Annotated in this window: 18 protein-coding genes, 5 tRNA genes and 1 other annotated feature; of the genes, 17 read left to right on the plus strand and 6 right to left on the minus strand. The window is 51.0% G+C overall.

The features are described 5' to 3' along the window. The first annotated feature begins 143 nt into the window (after positions 1 to 143). The 7 genes from N7387_RS13995 (at position 144) to luxS (ending at position 3238) form a co-directional block, all read left to right on the plus strand. Positions 144 to 236, plus strand: a tRNA-Ser gene (locus N7387_RS13995). 8 nt (positions 237 to 244) lie between these two features. Further along, positions 245 to 321: transfer RNA gene (locus N7387_RS14000), tRNA-Arg, on the plus strand. Between the two features lie 93 nt (positions 322 to 414). Continuing rightward, positions 415 to 491 (plus strand) — tRNA-Arg (locus N7387_RS14005). Between the two features lie 52 nt (positions 492 to 543). Further along, a tRNA-Arg gene (locus N7387_RS14010) sits at positions 544 to 620 on the plus strand. 24 nt (positions 621 to 644) lie between these two features. Beyond that, positions 645 to 721 (plus strand) — tRNA-Arg (locus N7387_RS14015). Between the two features lie 277 nt (positions 722 to 998). After that, a complete protein-coding gene (gshA, locus tag N7387_RS14020) occupies positions 999 to 2558 on the plus strand; it encodes a glutamate--cysteine ligase (RefSeq protein WP_279799732.1) in 1560 nt (519 codons plus the stop codon). Between the two features lie 164 nt (positions 2559 to 2722). Further along, positions 2723 to 3238 carry an S-ribosylhomocysteine lyase gene (gene luxS / locus N7387_RS14025; protein ID WP_004238743.1) on the plus strand — a complete coding sequence of 172 codons (516 nt, stop codon included), beginning with the start codon at positions 2723 to 2725 and terminating at the stop codon, positions 3236 to 3238. A 71-nt stretch (positions 3239 to 3309) separates the two neighbouring features. Here luxS and N7387_RS14030 read toward each other — a convergent pair whose 3' ends face one another. After that, complete coding sequence (locus N7387_RS14030; protein WP_279799734.1) at positions 3310 to 4602, minus strand: CNNM domain-containing protein; 1293 nt, start codon at positions 4600 to 4602, stop codon at positions 3310 to 3312. 55 nt (positions 4603 to 4657) lie between these two features. Next, a complete protein-coding gene (locus N7387_RS14035; protein ID WP_025154100.1) occupies positions 4658 to 5449 on the minus strand; it encodes an inner membrane protein YpjD in 792 nt (263 codons plus the stop codon). 190 nt (positions 5450 to 5639) lie between these two features. On the opposite strand from N7387_RS14035, the gene ffh reads away from it, so the two are divergent. From ffh to tyrA, 7 genes are all read left to right on the plus strand, one after another. After that, positions 5640 to 7001 (plus strand): signal recognition particle protein, encoded by a 1362-nt coding sequence (gene ffh / locus N7387_RS14040; RefSeq protein WP_279799737.1) that lies wholly within the window; start codon positions 5640 to 5642, stop codon positions 6999 to 7001. Positions 7002 to 7139: 138 nt separating this feature from the next. Beyond that, positions 7140 to 7388 carry a 30S ribosomal protein S16 gene (rpsP, locus tag N7387_RS14045; protein ID WP_004237878.1) on the plus strand — a complete coding sequence of 83 codons (249 nt, stop codon included), beginning with the start codon at positions 7140 to 7142 and terminating at the stop codon, positions 7386 to 7388. Between the two features lie 18 nt (positions 7389 to 7406). Beyond that, entirely contained in the window at positions 7407 to 7955 is a 549-nt protein-coding gene (gene rimM, locus N7387_RS14050; protein WP_262859240.1) for a ribosome maturation factor RimM, read from the plus strand. A gap of 39 nt (positions 7956 to 7994) precedes the next feature. After that, the gene (trmD, locus tag N7387_RS14055; RefSeq protein WP_004237880.1) at positions 7995 to 8747 is read left to right on the plus strand and encodes a tRNA (guanosine(37)-N1)-methyltransferase TrmD; all 753 of its coding nucleotides are present in this window, start codon (positions 7995 to 7997) and stop codon (positions 8745 to 8747) included. 60 nt (positions 8748 to 8807) lie between these two features. Next, positions 8808 to 9161 carry a 50S ribosomal protein L19 gene (gene rplS, locus N7387_RS14060; RefSeq protein ID WP_004237881.1) on the plus strand — a complete coding sequence of 118 codons (354 nt, stop codon included), beginning with the start codon at positions 8808 to 8810 and terminating at the stop codon, positions 9159 to 9161. Between the two features lie 434 nt (positions 9162 to 9595). Then, positions 9596 to 10690 (plus strand): 3-deoxy-7-phosphoheptulonate synthase, encoded by a 1095-nt coding sequence (locus tag N7387_RS14065; RefSeq protein ID WP_279799742.1) that lies wholly within the window; start codon positions 9596 to 9598, stop codon positions 10688 to 10690. A gap of 18 nt (positions 10691 to 10708) precedes the next feature. Beyond that, entirely contained in the window at positions 10709 to 11830 is a 1122-nt protein-coding gene (gene tyrA, locus N7387_RS14070; RefSeq protein ID WP_279799743.1) for a bifunctional chorismate mutase/prephenate dehydrogenase, read from the plus strand. 64 nt (positions 11831 to 11894) lie between these two features. Here tyrA and epmA read toward each other — a convergent pair whose 3' ends face one another. From epmA to bamD, 4 genes are all read right to left on the minus strand, one after another. Next, on the minus strand, positions 11895 to 12872 hold the full coding sequence (gene epmA, locus N7387_RS14075) for an elongation factor P--(R)-beta-lysine ligase (RefSeq protein WP_262859237.1): 978 nt from the start codon (positions 12870 to 12872) through the stop codon (positions 11895 to 11897). 154 nt (positions 12873 to 13026) lie between these two features. Continuing rightward, a complete protein-coding gene (pheA, locus tag N7387_RS14080; protein WP_262883752.1) occupies positions 13027 to 14178 on the minus strand; it encodes a bifunctional chorismate mutase/prephenate dehydratase in 1152 nt (383 codons plus the stop codon). A 29-nt stretch (positions 14179 to 14207) separates the two neighbouring features. Then, positions 14208 to 14329, minus strand: a sequence feature (Phe leader region). A gap of 122 nt (positions 14330 to 14451) precedes the next feature. After that, on the minus strand, positions 14452 to 14796 hold the full coding sequence (gene raiA / locus N7387_RS14085) for a ribosome-associated translation inhibitor RaiA (RefSeq protein ID WP_004237887.1): 345 nt from the start codon (positions 14794 to 14796) through the stop codon (positions 14452 to 14454). A 309-nt stretch (positions 14797 to 15105) separates the two neighbouring features. Continuing rightward, positions 15106 to 15840, minus strand: coding sequence for an outer membrane protein assembly factor BamD (gene bamD, locus N7387_RS14090; protein WP_025154108.1), 735 nt, complete (start codon positions 15838 to 15840; stop codon positions 15106 to 15108). A gap of 137 nt (positions 15841 to 15977) precedes the next feature. Between bamD and rluD the strand changes: the two genes are divergently transcribed. From rluD to clpB, 3 genes are all read left to right on the plus strand, one after another. Next, positions 15978 to 16955 carry a 23S rRNA pseudouridine(1911/1915/1917) synthase RluD gene (gene rluD, locus N7387_RS14095; RefSeq protein WP_279799749.1) on the plus strand — a complete coding sequence of 326 codons (978 nt, stop codon included), beginning with the start codon at positions 15978 to 15980 and terminating at the stop codon, positions 16953 to 16955. Positions 16956 to 16964: 9 nt separating this feature from the next. Next, positions 16965 to 17711 (plus strand): purine nucleoside phosphorylase YfiH, encoded by a 747-nt coding sequence (gene yfiH, locus N7387_RS14100; protein WP_279799750.1) that lies wholly within the window; start codon positions 16965 to 16967, stop codon positions 17709 to 17711. Between the two features lie 112 nt (positions 17712 to 17823). Then, positions 17824 to 20397 (plus strand): ATP-dependent chaperone ClpB, encoded by a 2574-nt coding sequence (clpB, locus tag N7387_RS14105; protein WP_025154111.1) that lies wholly within the window; start codon positions 17824 to 17826, stop codon positions 20395 to 20397. Positions 20398 to 20496: the final 99 nt, after the last annotated feature.

Consider the following 20496-nt stretch of genomic DNA (forward strand, 5'->3'; position numbering starts at 1 on the left):
TGCGCGGTAATTGTGCAAACGATCGTGAGATCTTAAAAAGTTGGGAAAAATTGTTTGACTTCTCAGTGGGGGAAAGTAATATGTGCGCCACACGACGACGAGATGACGGAAACGGAAATCATCGTTGTGTGGTCTGAAACAATGGTGAGATGGCCGAGAGGCTGAAGGCGCTCCCCTGCTAAGGGAGTATGCGGTCAAAAGCTGCATCGAGGGTTCGAATCCCTCTCTCACCGCCATTCAGATTGCACCCGTAGCTCAGCTGGATAGAGTACCCGGCTACGAACCGGGCGGTCAGAGGTTCGAATCCTCTCGGGTGCACCATTTAAACCCCACGATACTGTCATGGGGTTTTTATTTTGGCAAAAGAAAATGCTAAGATAAAAAAATCAGTTCTGAAAAGATGTTTTAAGGTACGCACCCGTAGCTCAGCTGGATAGAGTACCCGGCTACGAACCGGGCGGTCAGAGGTTCGAATCCTCTCGGGTGCACCATCTTATCACCTTATTTCAAAACTGATTTCCGGTAACAGAATTAGTATGCGATGCACCCGTAGCTCAGCTGGATAGAGTACCCGGCTACGAACCGGGCGGTCAGAGGTTCGAATCCTCTCGGGTGCACCATCTTCCTCTCTTATCCCATATTCAGCACCCGTAGCTCAGCTGGATAGAGTACCCGGCTACGAACCGGGCGGTCAGAGGTTCGAATCCTCTCGGGTGCACCATATAAAAACCCCGCTCTTTGAGCGGGGTTTTTCTTTTTCCGTTTTTCCCGTCACTGAATCGAATCCGTTTTTACGTCATACTCGTTATCTGAAGTACAGATGCTTCTGAAACTGATCGTATAACAATGACATGTAAGAGGGATAATGCATTGTCACAGCAGTGGTTTCTGCTGTTCCGTTTGTGTGGGGCCGGGTTGAATCACAGCGACAATAGCCCGGCTTTGCGATAAAGTATCCCCCTTATGAATACTATCCATTATCAGGACGGGAGGTCGATTTGATCCCGGATGTATCCAAAGCGCTCTCATGGTTAGAGGCGCACCCCCGGATTTTAAAAGGCATCAACCGCGGCATTGAGCGCGAAACACTGCGTATCACGCCGGATGGTGCTCTGGCACGTACCGGTCACCCGGAAGGGCTGGGAAAATCATTAACCCATAAGTGGATCACCACGGACTTTGCCGAGTCATTGCTGGAGTTTATAACCCCGGTGGACTCGCGTATTGATTACACCGTGAAATTTCTGCGTGATGTGCACCGCTACACTGCGCGTCATCTGAACAATGAACGGATGTGGCCGCTGAGTATGCCATGCTTCATTGATTCTGAAGAGCATATCGAACTGGCGCAGTTCGGCACATCCAATGCAGGGCGTTTTAAAACGCTGTACCGTGAAGGGCTTAAAAACCGCTATGGCGCACTGATGCAGACCATTTCCGGTGTCCACTATAACTTCTCTCTGCCGATGGAATTCTGGCAGGCGTGGAGCGGTATCAGTGATGCGGAAAGCGGTAAGGATAAAATCTCCGACGGCTATTTCCGCCTGATCCGCAACTATTACCGCTTCGGCTGGGTGATCCCGTATCTGTTCGGTGCATCGCCGGCGATTTGCGGCTCATTCCTGCGCGGCCGTAAAACCAATCTGCCGTTTGAAACACTGCCGACAGGGGCGTTATACCTGCCGTATGCCACGTCACTGCGTTTAAGCGACCTCGGCTATACCAACAAGTCACAAAGTGATCTGAACATCACCTTCAACCATCTGGACACCTATGTCGCCGGGCTGAAGAATGCCATTCAGATCCCGTCTGAAGAATTTGCCTCACTGGGATTAACCAAAGACGGGAAACACCTTCAGATTAATACTAACGTCCTGCAGATTGAAAACGAGTTCTATGCGCCTATCCGGCCGAAGCGTGTGCAGAAAGGCGACGAGTCGCCGTCAGATGCCTTACAGCGCGGCGGGGTGGAGTATATCGAAGTCCGCGCCCTGGATATCAACCCGTTCTCTGCCACCGGTGTCGATGAAACACAAATCCGTTTCCTCGACCTGTTCCTTATCTGGTGTGTGCTGGCCGATGCGCCGGAAATGAGCGCGGATGAGCTGGCGTGTGCCCGCCATAACTGGAACCGGGTGATTCTGGAAGGGCGTAAACCGGGACAGGAAATCGGTATCGGCTGCGGTCGTGAAAAACAACCCTTGCAAAAAGTGGGTCACGCACTGTTTAATGATCTCCTGCGTGTTGCCGATGTGTTAGATACCTGCTCAGGCACACAGTATCGCGAAGTGTGCGAAGCACTGAAAATGCAGTTTGATGATCCGGAACTGACGTTCTCGGGCCGGATGCTGGCACTGATAAAAGAAGCAGGTATCGGAAGTTACGGGTTGGCCCTGGCGGATCGGTATCATGAAGAGCTGACTCACGAGCCGTATGACGTGATCAGTGAAGCAGACTTTGCTGAACAATGGCAGGCTTCTGTCGATAAACAAAAAGCGATGGAAGAGAGTGATACGATAAGTTTTGATGAGTATCTGGCGTTGCATGGCGGTCGCTGATTTCTGACAGATAAGAAAATGGCCACAATCAATGTGGCCAAAATAAATCTCTCAGAGAATAGGGATGATAACAATTTGCGCGTCTTTCACTACATCAGACCAGCGTATTCAGAAAAAGTTTCATTCGTTCGGCATTTTTTACAAAAAAAAGAGGAGCGGGAATTATGCCTTTGCTGGATAGTTTTTTAGTTGACCACACACGCATGGCGGCACCTGCGGTACGCGTAGCGAAAACCATGACCACCCCGGGTGGCGATACCATCACTGTTTTCGATCTGCGTTTTTGTGTGCCTAATGAAGAGATTCTGCCGGAAAGAGGAACGCATACACTGGAACATCTGTTTGCCGGTTTTATGCGTAACCATTTAAACGGCAATGGTGTTGAAATCATTGATATCTCGCCGATGGGCTGCCGTACTGGGTTCTATATGAGCCTGATTGGTGCGCCGTCAGAAACCCGTGTTGCACAGGCCTGGAAAGACGCTATGGCGGATATCCTGACGGTCAAAGATCAGGCGAAGATCCCTGAGCTGAACCTGTATCAGTGCGGGACGTATAAAATGCATTCACTGGAAGAAGCACATCAGATTGCAAAAAACATCATTGAGCGCGATGTCCGCGTCAACAAAAATGATGAACTGCTGTTATCTGATGATGAGCTGGAAAAACTGCATCCGTAATTTTTCAGCCCCGGATACAAAAAAACCTGCGCGCATTGCTGCCGCAGGTTTTTTTATGTCTTTTATCTTTCTCAGATATCAGCCGCGATATCGGCACCGGCCGGTTTCAGCGGCGACAGTTTTACCGTTTTAATCACATTCTCACCGATGGCAACCACTTCAAACTGATAGTGCCCGATGGTGACAAGGGTATTGAGTGTCGGGATATCACCAAGCTCTTCCAGCAGAAGGCCGTTAATGGTACGGGCACCTTCTTCCGGCAGGGAGAGGTTCAGGGCTTTATTGATTTCGCGGATATTGGCAGAGCCTTCAATCAGCAGTGTGCCGTCAGGCTGACGGGTCACTTCCTCAGCCAGCGACGGTGACATTGAGGTGGTAAAATCACCGACAATCTCTTCCAGGATATCTTCTACCGAGATAAGCCCCTGGATGTCACCGTACTCATCAACAACCAGTCCGACTTTTTCATTATTGCGCTGAAAATTGACCAGCTGTAAGTTCAGCGGTGTGCTGTCCGGCACAAAGTAGACTTTATCGGCGGCCTTGATAAGCATTTGCTTGGTGAATTCCTGTTTCTCAATCATCAGCCGGTAAGCTTCACGGACACGCAGCATGCCGATGGCATCATCCAGTGAGTCACGGTAGAGCACTATCCGGCCGTGCGGCGAGTGCGTAAGCTGGCGCAGAATGGATTTCCATTCATCATTGATATCAATGCCGATGATTTCAGTACGCGGCACCATAATTTCATCCACACTGACTTTATCCAGATCGAGGATGGAGATCAGCATGTCCTGGTTGCGGCGGGACAGCTTGCCTTTGGATTCATTAACGATGGTTTTCAGTTCTTCTTTTGAAACCGCATCACTGCGGATCACGGTGCCGCGGATACCGATGCAGCGCATCAGAATTAGGGTTATCGCGTTAAATGCCCAGACCAGCGGCAGACAGATTTTGGCCAGCGGACGCAGCAGAAAACTGCTCGGAAAGGCAACCTGCTGCGGATAAAGTGCCGCAATGGTTTTCGGCATCACTTCGGCAAAGACGAGGATGACAAAGGTCAGCACCCCGGTGGCGATAGCCACACCGGCGTTGCCGTACAGGCGCATACCGACAATCGTACCCAGTGCGGAGGCGACAATATTCACCAGGTTATTACCGATAAGAATGAGACTCAGCAGGCGTTCCGGTTTCTCCAGCAGCTGCTCGACACGACGCGCCGCCCGGTTGCCCTGCTTGGCCTGATGGCGCAGCCGGTAGCGGTTGATGGTCATCATCCCGGTTTCGGATGCGGAAAAGTACGCTGAAATTATCACCAGTAAAATAAGAATGATAATCAGCGTGCTTGTTGAGACGTGCTCCACAGCGGTGTTCCTTTCTTTTGTGATGAGCGGAAAAAGGCGTTACAGAGACCGGCTGTTATGCATACAGCATCAGTTCCTGAAACAGACGGTGCCCGAAAAATGCCAGCGTAAGAATAAAGGCACCGGCGAAGTTAAACCAGATAACCCGTTTACCGCGCCAGCCTTCATGATAGTGCCCCCACAGCAGCACGATATAGACACACCAGGCAACCATCGACAGCAATGATTTATGGATATTATCTTTATCAAAGATGTTATCCATAAACACAATACCGGTGGCGAGTGTCAGTGTCAGCAGAATCACGCCGACCTGGGTGATATGAAACATTTTACGCTCGATAACCATTAACGGCGGCATATCCGGCGTAAACCTGAGGCGTTTGTTTTTCAGCTGATGATCCATCCAGCCGAGCTGCATGGCATACAGTGCCGCAATAATCAGTGTCGCGAAGCTGAGCAGCGCCAGTCCGATATGCACAAACAGCGGCACACTGGCCTGTAAGTGGGTGATAAACTCGCCCGGCATCAGGGTGGCAAGAATCAGGTTGACCATCGAGAAGCTGTAAACAATCGGGATAAGGAACCACGCCCGGCCCTGAAACGCGACAATTGTCATAATGACGGAGACCAGCAGGCTGACCACCGAGCCGAGATTCAGCAGTGTCAGGTTCTGACCAACGCCCTGAAAAATCTGTGATTTAACCGCCACACCGTGACACACCAGCGCGATAACGGCAAAGATCAGCGCCAGTTTCCGGTAGCCGCGCTGATAGCGGAGCACGCCCGGCATCAGGAGAACCAGGCTTAACAGATACGCGCTAATTGCAACAACAGAGATTTCAGGCATGGTTTTGTGATTATTCAGTCAGTAAGATGAAACAAAATTCATACGTCAGTATACCGCAGCCCGCAGATCACTCCAATGATTACACGATACTTTACGTAAATCGGTTCGCTGATTTGCTGCGGCGCGTGTTATAATCCCGGGTATCTTTTCTATTTTTAGCTTTTAGCTCAGTTTTGGCAGAGTCGATGACATGTTTGATAATTTAACTGACAGACTTTCGCGCACCTTGCGCAATATCAGTGGTCGCGGACGACTGACGGAAGACAATATTAAAGAAACGCTGCGCGAAGTGCGTATGGCGCTTCTGGAAGCCGATGTTGCCCTGCCGGTGGTACGGGATTTCATCAACCGCGTCAAAGAGCGTGCCGTTGGTCATGAGGTGAATAAAAGCCTGACGCCGGGGCAGGAGTTCGTCAAAATCGTTCAGGGCGAACTGGTTGCGGCCATGGGCGAGGAAAACAACGCCCTGGATCTCTCCTCCCAGCCGCCGGCTGTGGTGCTGATGGCCGGTCTGCAGGGTGCGGGTAAAACCACCAGTGTGGCGAAACTCGGTAAACTGCTGAAAGAAAAACAGAAGAAAAAAGTACTGGTGGTCTCTGCGGACGTTTACCGTCCGGCGGCGATTAAACAGTTACAGACACTGGCAGAGACCGTGGGGATCGAATTCTTCCCGTCTGATGTGTCAGAAAAACCGATTGATATCGTTAAAAAAGCACTGAAACACGCACAGTTGCAATTCTTTGATGTCCTGCTGGTGGATACCGCGGGCCGTCTGCATGTCGATGAAGGCATGATGGGTGAGATCAAAGAGCTGCACGCAGCTATTAATCCGATCGAAACCCTGTTTGTCGTGGATGCCATGACCGGTCAGGATGCGGCAAACACCGCCAAAGCCTTTAACGAAGCCCTGCCGCTGACCGGTGTGGTGCTGACCAAAGTCGATGGTGATGCGCGCGGCGGTGCGGCACTGTCTATCCGCCATATTACCGGTAAACCGATTAAATTCCTGGGTGTCGGGGAAAAAACCGATGCACTGGAGCCGTTCCATCCGGATCGCGTTGCCTCCCGTATTCTGGGCATGGGCGATGTGCTGTCACTGATTGAAGAGATTGAGAGCAAAGTTGACCGCGACCAGGCGGAGAAACTGGCCTCCAAGCTGAAAAAAGGTGACGGGTTTGACCTCAATGATTTCCTGGAACAGCTTAAGCAGATGCGCAATATGGGTGGCATGGCCGGGATGCTGACTAAGCTGCCGGGCATGTCTCAGGTGCCTGACGCGGTGAAATCGCAGATGGATGACAGCGTGCTGACCAAAATGGAAGCGATGATCAATTCCATGACCAAAAAAGAGCGCGTCAAACCGGACATTATCAAAGGGTCCCGCAAACGCCGTATCGCAGCAGGTTCCGGAACTCAGGTGCAGGATGTCAACCGGCTGCTCAAGCAGTTCGATGATATGCAGCGCATGATGAAAAAGATGAAGAAAGGGGGCCTCGCGAAGATGATGCGGGGCATGAAAGGTATGATGCCGCCGGGTATGATGGGGCGGTAAAACAAAGAAAGTCACAAAGAATAATCACTTTGGATTGATTTTTTCGCCAAAGTGAGTAAACTTTTCGGGCTTTTTCTATGACAACCGGACGCCATTCCTCGATGGGGTCTGGTTGTTTGTCAATTCAATGAGGATGTTATGGTAACAATTCGTTTAGCTCGTGGCGGCGCAAAAAAGCGTCCGTTCTACCAAATCGTCGTAACCGACAGTCGTAATGCACGTGACGGTCGTTTCATCGAACGTATTGGTTTCTTCAACCCTATCGCTGCCGGTAAGGCTGAAACTCTGCGCTTAGATCTGGACCGTGTTGAACACTGGGTTGGTCTGGGTGCAACTGTCTCTGATCGTGTTGCTGTACTGATCAAAGACGCAAAAAAAGCAGCTTAATCTGTCACGGTGGCAACAATGAGCAAGCACACTAATCCGCAAGCCCCTTCTGATCCGATTGTACTCGGCAAACTGGGGTCATCTTACGGTATTAAAGGGTGGCTCAGAGTGTTTTCTTCCACCGAAAATACTGAAAGTATTTTTGATTATCAGCCGTGGTTTATTCAGCGTAACGGGGTGTGGCAACACATCGAACCGGAAGACTGGAAATCCCACAATCAGGATATGATCGTCAAACTCAACGGGGTTGACGACAGAGATGCGGCAAACGCACTGACCAATGCGGAAATCGTGGTGGACAGTTCGCAGTTACCGGAATTAGACGGCGATGATTACTACTGGAAAGACCTGATGGGCTGCCGTGTAGTGACCACCGGCGGATATGATCTCGGCACCGTGACCGATTTAATGGAAACCGGGTCGAATGATGTTCTGGTGATTAAAGCAAATCTGAAAGATGCCTTCGGCATGAAAGAGCGGTTAGTACCGTATCTTGACGGGCAGGTTATCAGGAAAGTTGATCTCACTGAAAAACTGATTGAAGTTGAGTGGGATCCCGGTTTTTAAACCTCCGGTGATGGTTTTGTCATTAAGTGGGACACGAAAATGTGGATTGGGGTTATCAGCCTGTTTCCTGAAATGTTCCTCTCAATTACCGGGCATGGTGTAACCGGACGGGCAGTAAAAAACGGCCTGATCAGTGTAGATTGCTGGAACCCGCGTGATTTCACGTATGACCGGCACCACACTGTGGACGATCGGCCCTATGGGGGCGGTCCCGGCATGCTGATGATGGTGGAGCCTCTGCGCAAAGCTATCCATGCAGCAAAAGCTGCCGCAGGTGACAATGCGAAAGTGATTTATCTTTCGCCGCAGGGCCGCAAACTCGATCAACAGGGAGTTTGTGAGCTGGCCGCCAACGAGAAGTTAATTCTGGTGTGCGGCCGGTATGAGGGCGTAGATGAACGCGTTATCCAGACTGAAATAGATGAAGAATGGTCAGTCGGGGATTACGTGCTCAGCGGTGGTGAATTACCGGCTATGGTACTGATTGATGCGGTATCGCGTTTTGTCCCGGGTGTCCTCGGACATCAGGCATCAGCAAAAGAAGATTCCTTTGCTGACGGTTTACTTGACCACCCGCACTATACCCGCCCTGAAGTGTTGGATGGCATGTGTGTTCCGCCGGTTTTACTGTCGGGCAACCATGCGGAAATTGATCGCTGGCGTATGAAACAGTCACTCGGTCGCACCTGGCTCAGAAGACCTGAACTTCTGGAAAGCCTAGCTCTGACTGACGAGCAAAGGATGTTGCTGGCTGAATTCCAACGGGAATATCAGTCCGGAGCAACAAGTTAATCCAGGTATCCTGCGGGATATCTTTTGAAATATCAGTTTACCTAGGGTAAGAGATTTATTATGAGCAACATTATTAAACAACTTGAACAAGAGCAGATGAAACAAGACGTACCTTCATTCCGTCCGGGTGACACCGTGGAAGTTAAGGTATGGGTCGTTGAAGGTTCTAAAAAACGTCTGCAGGCATTCGAGGGCGTGGTTATCGCTATCCGTAACCGCGGTCTGCACTCTGCATTCACTGTTCGCAAGATTTCTAACGGCGAAGGTGTTGAGCGTGTATTCCAGACTCACTCACCTGTTGTTGACAGCATCAGCGTTAAACGCCGTGGTGCCGTTCGTCGTGCTAAACTGTACTACCTGCGTGAGCGTTCAGGTAAGGCAGCTCGTATTAAAGAGCGTTTGAACGCAAAATAATGCGCAAGCATCCGATATGATAATAAAAGGCCAGCCTCGTGCTGGCCTTTTTTATACGCTATTTTATTTCCCTTTCCTGCCTGTTTTCCGTTCAATTCACTGTATTGTTTATATGACACCAATTTTTCAATGTAAATAAATATTTACACTAAATCTGTATTTTAAGCTTCTCCGCTTTTATCGGTTATTTAATGCATTACGTTTCAATTCTTATATTTTGTCTTTTTTATCAATGTATTGTGCGTTATTTTGAGACGGGTGAGATGATTTTATTTCTTCGGCGAGAACATCTTATTTTTGTTTTGTAATTTAAAATGTACAAAAATTTAAATATTTTACTATTTTGGATTGAATTATTTACGAAGGATGTTATGGTGTTTTCTCAGACACTCAACACGTAATCCATTTTTTGTAAAACTCAGCAGGAAAACACTATGATCATGCAAAAAGACGCACTCAATAACGTTCACATCAGTGATGAAATTGTTTTAATCTCACCGGAAGAACTGAAACAAAAGTACCCATTGAGTCGCAACGACCAGCATGCCATCGCCGGTGCGCGTAAGACGATTGCGGATATTGTTCATCACCGTGATCCGCGTTTACTGGTGGTCTGCGGTCCGTGTTCCGTTCATGACACCGATGCAGCGCTGGAGTATGCCCGTCGTCTGAAAGAATTATCTGCTGAGTTGAGTGACAGTCTGTATATCGTGATGCGTGTCTATTTTGAAAAACCGCGGACAACTGTGGGCTGGAAAGGGCTTATCAGTGATCCGTTTATGGATGGCTCTTTCGAGATGGAAAAAGGTCTGCACATTGCCCGCAAACTGATGGTGGACCTGGTTCAGCTCGGCCTGCCGCTGGCCGGTGAAGCGCTGGATCCGAATAACCCGCAGTACCTCGGGGATCTGTTCAGCTGGTCTGCCATCGGGGCGCGTACCACCGAATCACAGACACACCGTGAAATGGCATCCGGTCTGTCCATGCCGGTCGGCTTTAAAAACGGCACTGACGGCAGTCTGAGCACCGCCATCAATGCCATGAAAGCCGCGTCCATGCCGCACCGTTTTATGGGGATCAACCAGTCCGGTCAGGTCTGTCTGTTACAGACACAGGGTAACCCGAACGGTCATGTGATCCTGCGCGGCGGAAAACGCCCGAACTACAGTGCGGAAGATATTACGGAATGTGAGGCACAAATGAAGAAAGCCGGTCTCACCCCCTCACTGATGGTAGACTGCAGTCACGGCAACTCGGATAAAGATTTCCGTCGTCAGCCGCTGGTGGTGGATGCGGTGGCAGAACAAATTTGTGCCGGAAATACCTCAATTACCGGTATTATGCTGGAAAGCCATATTAATGAAGGCAATCAGTCATCAGAACAGCCGCGCAGTGCCATGCAGTACGGCGTGTCAGTGACGGACGCCTGCATCAGCTGGGAAACCACTGAAGCAGTTCTGCGTCAGCTGCATCAGCAGATTTCACCGGCGCTGGCAGAGCGTGTGGTTAAGTTACAGCAGGCAGGATAATAAAAACAGGCAGGGTGTATGTCCGGTGCATTAACGCATTTACGTGATCAAATTGATGAAGTGGATAAATCGCTGCTGTCACTGCTGGCAAAACGCCTGCAGTTAGTGGCAGAAGTCGGGGAAGTGAAAAGTCAGCACGGCCTGCCGGTTTATGCGCCGGATCGCGAAGCCGCGATGCTGGCGTCCCGGCGGCAGGAGGCGGAATCCCTCGGGGTTCCGCCGGATCTGATAGAGGATGTGCTGCGCCGTATCATGCGGGAATCCTATTCCCGTGAGAATGATAAGGGTTTTAAAAAGCTCAATGCGCAGGCACGTCCGATCGTGATTGTCGGCGGTGACGGCAAAATGGGGCAGTTGTTCCGGCGGATGCTGGCGTTGTCCGGTTATACCGTGCGTATTCTCGACAGCGGTGACTGGGCCGATGCGCCTGAATTGCTGTCGGATGCGGGCATGGTGATTGTCAGTGTGCCTATCCATCTGACAGAACAGGTTATTAAACAATTACCGCCGCTGCCGGAAGATTGCATCCTGGCGGATCTCGCCTCTGTCAAAGCGGGGCCGTTACAGGCAATGCTGGCAGTACACAACGGGCCGGTGCTCGGGTTGCACCCGATGTTCGGGCCGGATGTCGGCAGTTTTGCCAAGCAGGTGGTGGCATTCTGTGACGGGCGTTTTCCGGAGCAGTACCAGTGGTTCCTGGAACAGATCACCGTCTGGGGCGCGCATTTGCAGGGTATTAAGGCGCAGGAGCATGATCGTAATATGCGCTATATTCAGGCGTTGCGTCATTTTACCACCTTTGCTTACGGGCGCTATCTGGCAAAAGAAAATGTCGATCTCGCGCAGCTGCTGTCATTGTCATCACCGATTTACCGGCTGGAGCTGGTGATGATTGGCCGCCTGTTTGCCCAGGATCCACAGCTTTATGCCGATATCATTATGGCCTCGGAAGATAACCTGGATGTGATAGAGAATTATCACCGTGAGTTCGGTGAAGCCATGGCACTGCTGGAAAGCCGGGATAAAGCAGAGTTTATTTCGCAGTTTTCCGCCGTCAGTGACTGGTTTGGCGAACACGCCCAGCGCTTTATGAAAGAGAGTCAGGGACTGCTGCAACAGGCGAGAGACAGCCGCCGCTGAGTATAAGACACAAAAAAGCGGATGATACCATCCGCTTTTTTATCACACCGGTTTCACCGGATAATCAGGCGCGATCCACCGGGAAGGCGATCACATCACTGATCCGCTCTGCACCCAGCGCGAGCATAATCAGCCGGTCAATCCCCAGTGCCACACCGGCACATTCCGGGAATCCGTGTTCGAGTGCTGCCAGCAGATTTTCATCAATCGGCTGCTCCGGCAGACCCATACTTGCCCGTTTGCGGTTATCCCGCTCAAAGCGCTGACGCTGCTCTGCGGCATCAGTCAGTTCACGGAAGCCGTTTGCCAGCTCAACCCCTTTGTAATACACCTCAAAGCGCTCGGCCACACGGTGATCTTCAGAACTGATCTCCGCCAGTGAAGCCTGGCTTGCCGGGAAGTGATAAATAAAGGTTGGTTTTTCCAGCCCGATATGCGGCTCCACACCCACCATAAACAGCAACTGCAAAATGGTATCGCGATCTTCTTCAGTATCAGCAATATTGCTGACATCCAGTTTGGCTGCAACGTCACGCAGTTTGTCTTTCTCGGCGGTCAGCGGATCGATATCCAGGTAGCGCAGGAAAGCCTGCTGGTAGGATAACGACTCTGCACTTTCACACTCTAAGGTTTGCTGTAATAAATCATCAACCTCATTTATCAGACGGTACATATCATAATGAGGACGATACCATTCGAGCATGGTGAACTCCGGATTATGATAGCGTCCGGCTTCCTCGTTACGATAGCTGCGACCCATCTGATAAATAGGCCCGCTGCCCGCTGCCAGCAACCGTTTCATATGATACTCCGGGCTGGTCATCAGATAAAGCGTTATTCCCTGTGCGGCACCGGGGCCGGTAAACTGAGTTTCAAAGGCGCGCAGATGGACATCGGTGACGGTCGCCTGACTCATGGTCGGCGTTTCGACTTCTAATACACCTCTGTCTGCAAAAAAATGTCTGATTTCATTAACAATTTTTGCACGTTTTAATAGATTGGCTATCGGGGCAGTCGGCTGCCAGCCCGCAATATCACTCATGCCGTAAGAACTCCGAATAAAAATAAAGGGTGCAGTTTACCCGCAACCTCTGATGGTGACAAACAGATATGCAGAACATGCTACGTGTAAAACCGGACTCTGAACAGGCGTATTGTGCGGCAGCGGGGTGCGGGAGCACCCCGGGCAGGTATCATCAGCCGATTAAGGCCGGCGGGACATGTTCCCCCGGATAACTGCCGAGCACCTTCACCGAACGGGCGATTGCCTGCAACGCGTTGAGCGCCTGCTGCATCGGTACGGAACGCAGATTGGCATGCACATCAATATAAAACATCTCTTCCCACGGCGTGCCGTGAATAGGGCGGGATTCCAGTTTGCTCATCACAATGTCATGCTCTTTCAGGATAATCAGCGCATCGACCAGCGCCCCGGCCTGTTGTCCGGTCGCCATCAGCAGCGTGGTTTTCGCCGGTACCTGCTCTGACACATCAATCGGCTGGCGGGCTATGACAATAAACCGCGTCATATTGGTCTGCTGATTGGCAAGATTCTGTGCAATCGCCTGTAACCCGTACAGCGCGCCACCGGCTTCACTGCCGAGAGCCGCCACATCCGTCCGGTTAAGGGAGGCGACTTTTTCCATCGCCGCTGCGGTACTTTCGCAGTATTCAATTTTGCGATCCGGGAACTGGCTGAGATACTGACTGCACTGTTCAAATGGCTGCGGATGGCTGTAAAGCGTGGTGATTCCGGCAAGATCAGCGCCCGGAATGGTCAGCAGACAGTGATTCACCGGCAGACGCAGCTCGCCGACAATGGAAAGCGGGGTGGTCTGGAGCAAATCATAGACATCGTTGATGGCACCGGAACTGGTATTTTCCAGCGGCAGCATTCCGTAATCCGCCTGACCGTTTTCAACCAGCTCAAAAATATCGCGGAATTTACGGCAGCTGAACTCGGTCATATGATCGAAATGACGGGCGGAATACTGACGGGCAGCCACATGTGAATAAGAGCCTCTCGGTCCGAGGAAGGCTATCCGCGCGCTGTTATCCGGTGTCTGATTCAGGTGCTTTTGTAAAATCGCCTGTTGGGTTAGAACCGAATCCTCAATAATCAGCTGGAACAGGCGGGTAATATAAAACCCGTCCAGCCCGTGTGGTTTGCCTTTGTTTATCAGTACATCCAGCAGTTCACGCTCGCGGTTTTTATCGCGGATAGGGCGGTTATCCTGCAGTTTGGTCTGTGCGACAGCCACGGCCAGTTTGCGTCGCTTTGCCAGTAAATCCAGTAATTGCGCATCCAGCTGGCTGATTTGTTCCCGTATAGCTAAAAGATCGTTCATATGTTGTCCTCAGACCCTGTTTCCCGGCGATAAAAAAAGCCTCCGCGGCGGGAGGCTTTTCTGTGCGTCTTCGTTTTCTTTCTCACACGACAAAAAGCCTCATTAACAGAAGCGAAAAAAGAAAAAGAAGAAGCGGATGCGGGGATACATGGTCAGTACGTTGTCCGTTGTGTCATCAGATGATAGTTAATAGACCTGATGCAACCCGTTGTGTCAACCAAAAAAAACGCGCCCGTAGGGCGCGCAGAGACAAAACTCAATTTATTATATTTTTTATTCTGCGGATTCTTCATCAGACACAAGGTTGGCTTCTTTAACACTGTTATCCGCGCGGCGCGCTTCACCTTTGTGCTGTGCTTTATTCAGCTGCCGTTCCAGTTTCGCCAGTAATTCATTGATGGCGGCATACATATCAGCGTGTTTGGCGCTGGCAACTAAATTTCCATTCGGTGTGCTGATGGTGGCATCAACCACAAATCCCTGCGGATCTTTCGCGAGGATAATGTGCGGGTTAATTAAAGGAACCTGCCACTTACTCAGCTTATCGAGACGGTTTTCAACATGCTCCCGGATTGCCGGGGTGATCTCCATTTGCTTACTGGTGATATTCACATTCATAGTGACCTCTCTTTGTTACATCCGTCTTGTTGATGCTCAGAATACGTGGATGGTGACAAGAAAAAATTGATCGCCGTCACTAATATTTTTTAGTTTTTTCAAAAGGTTATATTTTTGTGAGCCGGGTTGAGAATACAGAGGATACCACTTGCGGGAAAGGACTGAATCGTGCATTATCGATAAGTTGGCTGACCGCACATTCTCAGAGACGAGAAGGCTGTCGGCCATTTTTTATGCAGTAACACTGTGATAAGACAATAAAAAAGCCATCCGGAGATGGCCTTTTCAATCAAACAGGTAAAACGGAACTCAGTTGCGCGGGTTAGCGGCAATCAGTTTTGCCACTTTTCCGGCTTCCGCCGTTAATCCCAGTTCATTATAGGCATTTTCCATCAGCGGCAGCGCCTGACGTGTCGCCAGTGTGTCCGGATAATCACGCAGCATTAATTCAACACGATTAATCACCGCGACATATGCCCCGCGTTTCGTGTAGAATTTCGCAACGGCCAGTTCAAAGGCCGCAAGGCGATCTTTGAGGAACACCAGACGTTTTGCGGAGTCTGTCGCATAGATACTGGTCGGATAATAACGCAGTAACTGGCTGAAATCCTGGAATGCCACACGGGCATTCTGCGGGTCGCGGTCCGCACGATCGATACCAAAGAAACTCTGCAGCATGTTATCATCGAGCGCCTGAGCGGTGAGACCGCGCATGTACAGGACGTAATCGATGTTCGGATGTGTCGGGTTCAGACGCATGAAACGGTCGATAGAGGCCAGTGCCATCTGTAAATCACCTGCTTTATAGTAGGCGTAAATCAGATCCAGCTGAACCTGCTGTGAATACGGGCCGAAAGGAAAACGGTTATCGAGGGTCTCAAGCTGCGTGATGGCCCCTTTATAGTTACCGTCCTGTAATTTTTCCTGGCCGACAGTGTACAGCTCTGACGGTGAGGCATCCGGGAGAATTTCCTTGTTTCCGGAACAGCCGGACAACATGAGGCTTAGCGTGGCGGCGGCCACGAGATATTTCATACGTATCATCACGTGTTGATTATCCTCTGAATATTTTTTAGGGAGCACTCCGTACAGCTCCCGCTGGCGATCACGATACAATACCACATAGTTTAAATGAAACGGTGTTGCCGTTCAAAATATAACTTTCTGATACAGAGACAAACATGGCTCAAGAAATACAACTTACCGCAACTATTAATGAATCACAGCTCGGTCAGCGTTTAGATCAGGCTTTGGCGGAATTGTTCCCTGATTATTCACGATCACGTATAAAAGAGTGGATCTTAGCTGACAGGGTTCAGGTTAACGGCCGTCTTGTCAACAAACCAAAAGAAAAAATGCTGGGCGGGGAACAGATCAGTATTGATGCACTGATTGACGAAGACATGCGGTTTGAACCGCAAAACCTGCCGCTCAATATCGTTTATGAAGATGATGATATCCTGGTGATTAATAAGCCGCGTGATTTTGTGGTGCATCCGGGGGCGGGTAATCCGGACGGCACTGTCCTGAACGCATTGCTGTATCATTATCCTGATATCGCTGATGTGCCGCGCGCAGGTATCGTTCACCGCCTGGATAAAGACACCACCGGTCTGATGGTGGTGGCGAAAACCGTTCCGGCTCAGACCCGGCTGGTGGAATCACTGCAACTGCGCGAAATCACCCGTGAATATGAAGCGGTGGCCAATGGTCGCATGACTGCGGGCGGCAAAGTGGAAGAGCCGATTTCCCGTCACCCGACCAAACGTACTCATATGGCCGTTAACCCGATGGGTAAACCGGCGGTGACGCATTACCGTGTGATGGAGCATTTCCGTGCTCACACCCGTCTGCGCCTGCGTCTGGAAACCGGCCGTACTCACCAGATCCGTGTGCATATGGCACATATCAATCATCCGCTGGTGGGTGACCAGCTCTATGGTGGTCGTCCGCGTCCGCTGAAAGGGGCAAGTGATGAATTCCGTGATGCACTGCGGGAATTTGACCGTCAGGCACTGCACGCCACCATGCTGCGTCTTTATCATCCGATCTCCGGCATTCAGATGGAGTGGCACGCGCCGATTCCGGATGATATGGTGAAACTGATTGAGGTTCTCAAAGCTGATGCACAAGCGCATCAGGATGATATGGACTGGTAAGGAGTCACCATGACCGCACTGATTACCCCGCAATGGCCGTTGCCCGCAGGCGTGAAAGCCTGCAGTTCATTACGTACAGGCGGTGTCAGTCAGCCGCCGTTTGACAGTCTCAATCTGGGGCTGCATACCGGTGATTCCCCGGAGGATGTCGCCCGTAACCGGGCGATTCTGGCTGAGGCGGCAGGGTTTCCGGACACACCGCTGTGGCTGAATCAGGTACACGGAACGGATGTTGCCATTCTGGATGACAACACACCGCGCGGCCCGCAGGCCGATGCGGTGTATACCCGCACCCCGGGGAAAGTTTGTGCGATCATGACGGCGGATTGCCTGCCGGTACTGTTCTGTTCCCGTGACGGGCGTGAAGTGGCGGGGGCACATGCAGGCTGGCGCAGTTTATGCGGTGGCGTGCTGGAAAATACCGTGTCGTGCTTTACAGCTGCGCCGTCAGATATTATCGCCTGGCTGGGGCCGGCTATCGGCCCGCAGAAATTTGAGGTCGGTGCGGAAGTGCGGGAGGCGTTTATGGCGCACGCCGCAGAAGCGGCTTCGGCATTTATTCCGTATGGTGATAAATATCTGGCGGATATTTATCAGCTGGCCCGTCAGCGTCTGGCTGCTGCCGGTGTGACCTCGGTTTCCGGCGGCACCGAATGCACGGTGACTGACGTTGCCCGCTTCTTCTCTTACCGCCGTGATGCCCGGACCGGGCGCATGGCGTCATTTATCTGGATCACTCCTCAGCAAAAGCTATAACCTTCAGGATTACGCATAATATTTAATATTTTTTCAAAATCCGGCTTGAATATTTGACAAAAGTCCTCATTTAGTACTTAGCTAAAATTCAAAGCCATTTTTTGGAGGTGTTATGCGTTTGGATCGTTTCACGAATAAATTCCAGCAAGCGCTCGCCGACGCCCAGTCTCTTGCAGTCGGGCACAGCAATCAATTTATTGAACCCGTGCATTTACTGTCTGCATTTCTGCATCAGGAAGGCGGGTCTGTGCGTCCGTTACTGGCATCCGCCGGGGCGGATATCGCGCAGCTTAATCAGAAGATTGATGACACCATCAGTCGTTTACCGCAGGTGGAAGGTTCCGCCGGGGATGTGCAACCCTCACAGGATCTAATCCGTCACCTGAATATATGTGACCAGATTGCACAAAAACAAAATGATGCTTATATCGCATCCGAAATTTTTGTTCTGGCTGTATTAGAGAGCAACAGCTCATTAGCCGATGTATTAAAAGCAGCCGGAATTAATAAACAAACACTTAAGAAGGCTATAGACACTATGCGTGGTGGTGAAAATGTGAATGACCAGGGCGCGGAAGATCAACGCCAGGCCCTGAAGAAATATACGATTGATTTAACTGAGCGCGCCGAATCCGGCAAACTTGACCCGGTTATCGGCCGTGATGAAGAGATCCGCCGGACTATCCAGGTCTTACAGCGCAGAACCAAAAATAACCCGGTACTGATCGGGGAACCCGGGGTGGGTAAAACCGCCATCGTGGAAGGACTGGCGCAGCGTATCGTCAACGGCGAAGTGCCGGAAGGGCTGAAAAACAAACGCGTGCTGTCCCTGGATCTGGGGGCATTACTGGCGGGTGCCAAATACCGCGGTGATTTCGAAGAGCGTCTGAAAGCCGTTCTGAATGAATTATCCAAAGAAGAAGGCAGTGTCATCCTCTTTATTGATGAGCTGCATACCATGGTCGGCGCAGGTAAAGCGGATGGTGCGATGGACGCCGGGAACATGCTGAAACCGGCACTGGCCCGGGGTGAACTGCACTGTGTGGGCGCCACCACGCTGGATGAGTACCGCCAGTATATAGAGAAAGACGCGGCATTAGAGCGCCGTTTCCAGAAAGTCTATGTGGCTGAGCCGACAGTGGAAGACACCATTGCGATTCTGCGTGGTCTGAAAGAGCGTTATGAGCTGCACCACCATGTGCAGATAACCGACCCGGCGATTGTCGCGGCGGCAACATTATCACACCGCTATATTACGGATCGTATGTTACCGGATAAAGCGATTGACCTGATTGATGAAGCGGGTGCAAGTCTGCGTATGCAGATGGATTCCAAACCGGAATCTCTCGACAGACTGGATCGCCGTATCATTCAGTTAAAACTGGAACAGCAGGCACTGAAAAAAGAGTCTGATGATGCCAGTAAAAAACGGCTCGATATGCTGGAGCAGGAATTAACCGAGAAAGAGCGCGAGTATGCGTCGCTGGAAGAAGAGTGGAAAGCGGAGAAAGCAACGCTGTCCGGCACCCAGCATATTAAAGCAGAACTGGAACAGGCGAAAACCGCACTGGAACAGGCACGCCGTACCGGTGATCTGACCAAAATGTCAGAATTGCAGTACGGTAAAATTCCGGAGCTGGAAAAACAGCTGGCGGCAGCGAATGCGGCAGAAGATAAAGATATGAAGCTGCTGCGTAATAAAGTGACTGATGTGGAAATCGCTGAAATCCTGGCGCGCTGGACCGGTATTCCGGTATCCCGCATGCTGGAAGGTGAGCGTGAAAAACTGCTGCGTATGGAGCAGGTGATGCACAGTCGTGTGATCGGCCAGGATGAAGCGGTCGATGCGGTGGCGAATGCTATCCGCCGCAGCCGTGCCGGGTTATCTGATCCGAATCGTCCGATTGGTTCGTTCCTGTTCCTGGGGCCGACCGGGGTGGGTAAAACCGAGCTGTGTAAAGCGCTGGCTGATTTCCTGTTCGACAGCGATGACGCGATGGTGCGTATCGATATGTCCGAGTTTATGGAAAAACATTCCGTGGCACGGCTTATCGGGGCACCTCCGGGATATGTCGGGTATGAAGAGGGCGGTTATCTGACCGAAGCGGTCCGCCGTCGTCCTTATTCTGTCATTCTGCTGGATGAAGTGGAAAAAGCGCATCCGGATGTTTTCAACATCTTATTACAGGTGCTGGATGACGGACGGCTGACTGACGGGCAGGGGCGCACCGTGGATTTCCGCAACACGGTCGTGATTATGACCTCTAACCTGGGGTCTGACCGGATTCAGGAGCACTTTGGTGAACTGAACTACGATGCAATGAAAGGCGCGGTCATGGAAGTGGTTTCTCATCACTTCAGACCGGAATTCATCAACCGTATTGATGAAGTGGTGGTATTCCATCCGCTGGCGAAAGAGCAGATCCACGCAATTGCGAAAATTCAGCTCAAACGTCTGTACAAACGTCTGGAAGAGCACGGCTATCAGGTCACGATTACTGACAGTGCGCTGGATAAACTGGCGGAAGCCGGATTCGACCCGGTATTCGGGGCGCGTCCGCTGAAACGGGCTATTCAGCAGGAGATCGAAAACCCGATGGCGCAGGCAATGCTGTCCGGCAAACTGATTCCGGGCAAAATGATCACCCTGGATTTAACCGATGGTGTGATCACCGCGAAACAGTAATAACAGAAGAAAGCAAAACAGAGGGGCGCGAAAGCGCCCCTTTTTTGTGCATTATGCACAGGAAATCAGCGATATCTTGTGTGTTTGCCTTATTTTTGA

Source organism: Morganella sp. GD04133 (genome assembly GCF_029835375.1).
GTDB lineage: Bacteria > Pseudomonadota > Gammaproteobacteria > Enterobacterales > Enterobacteriaceae > Morganella > Morganella morganii_B.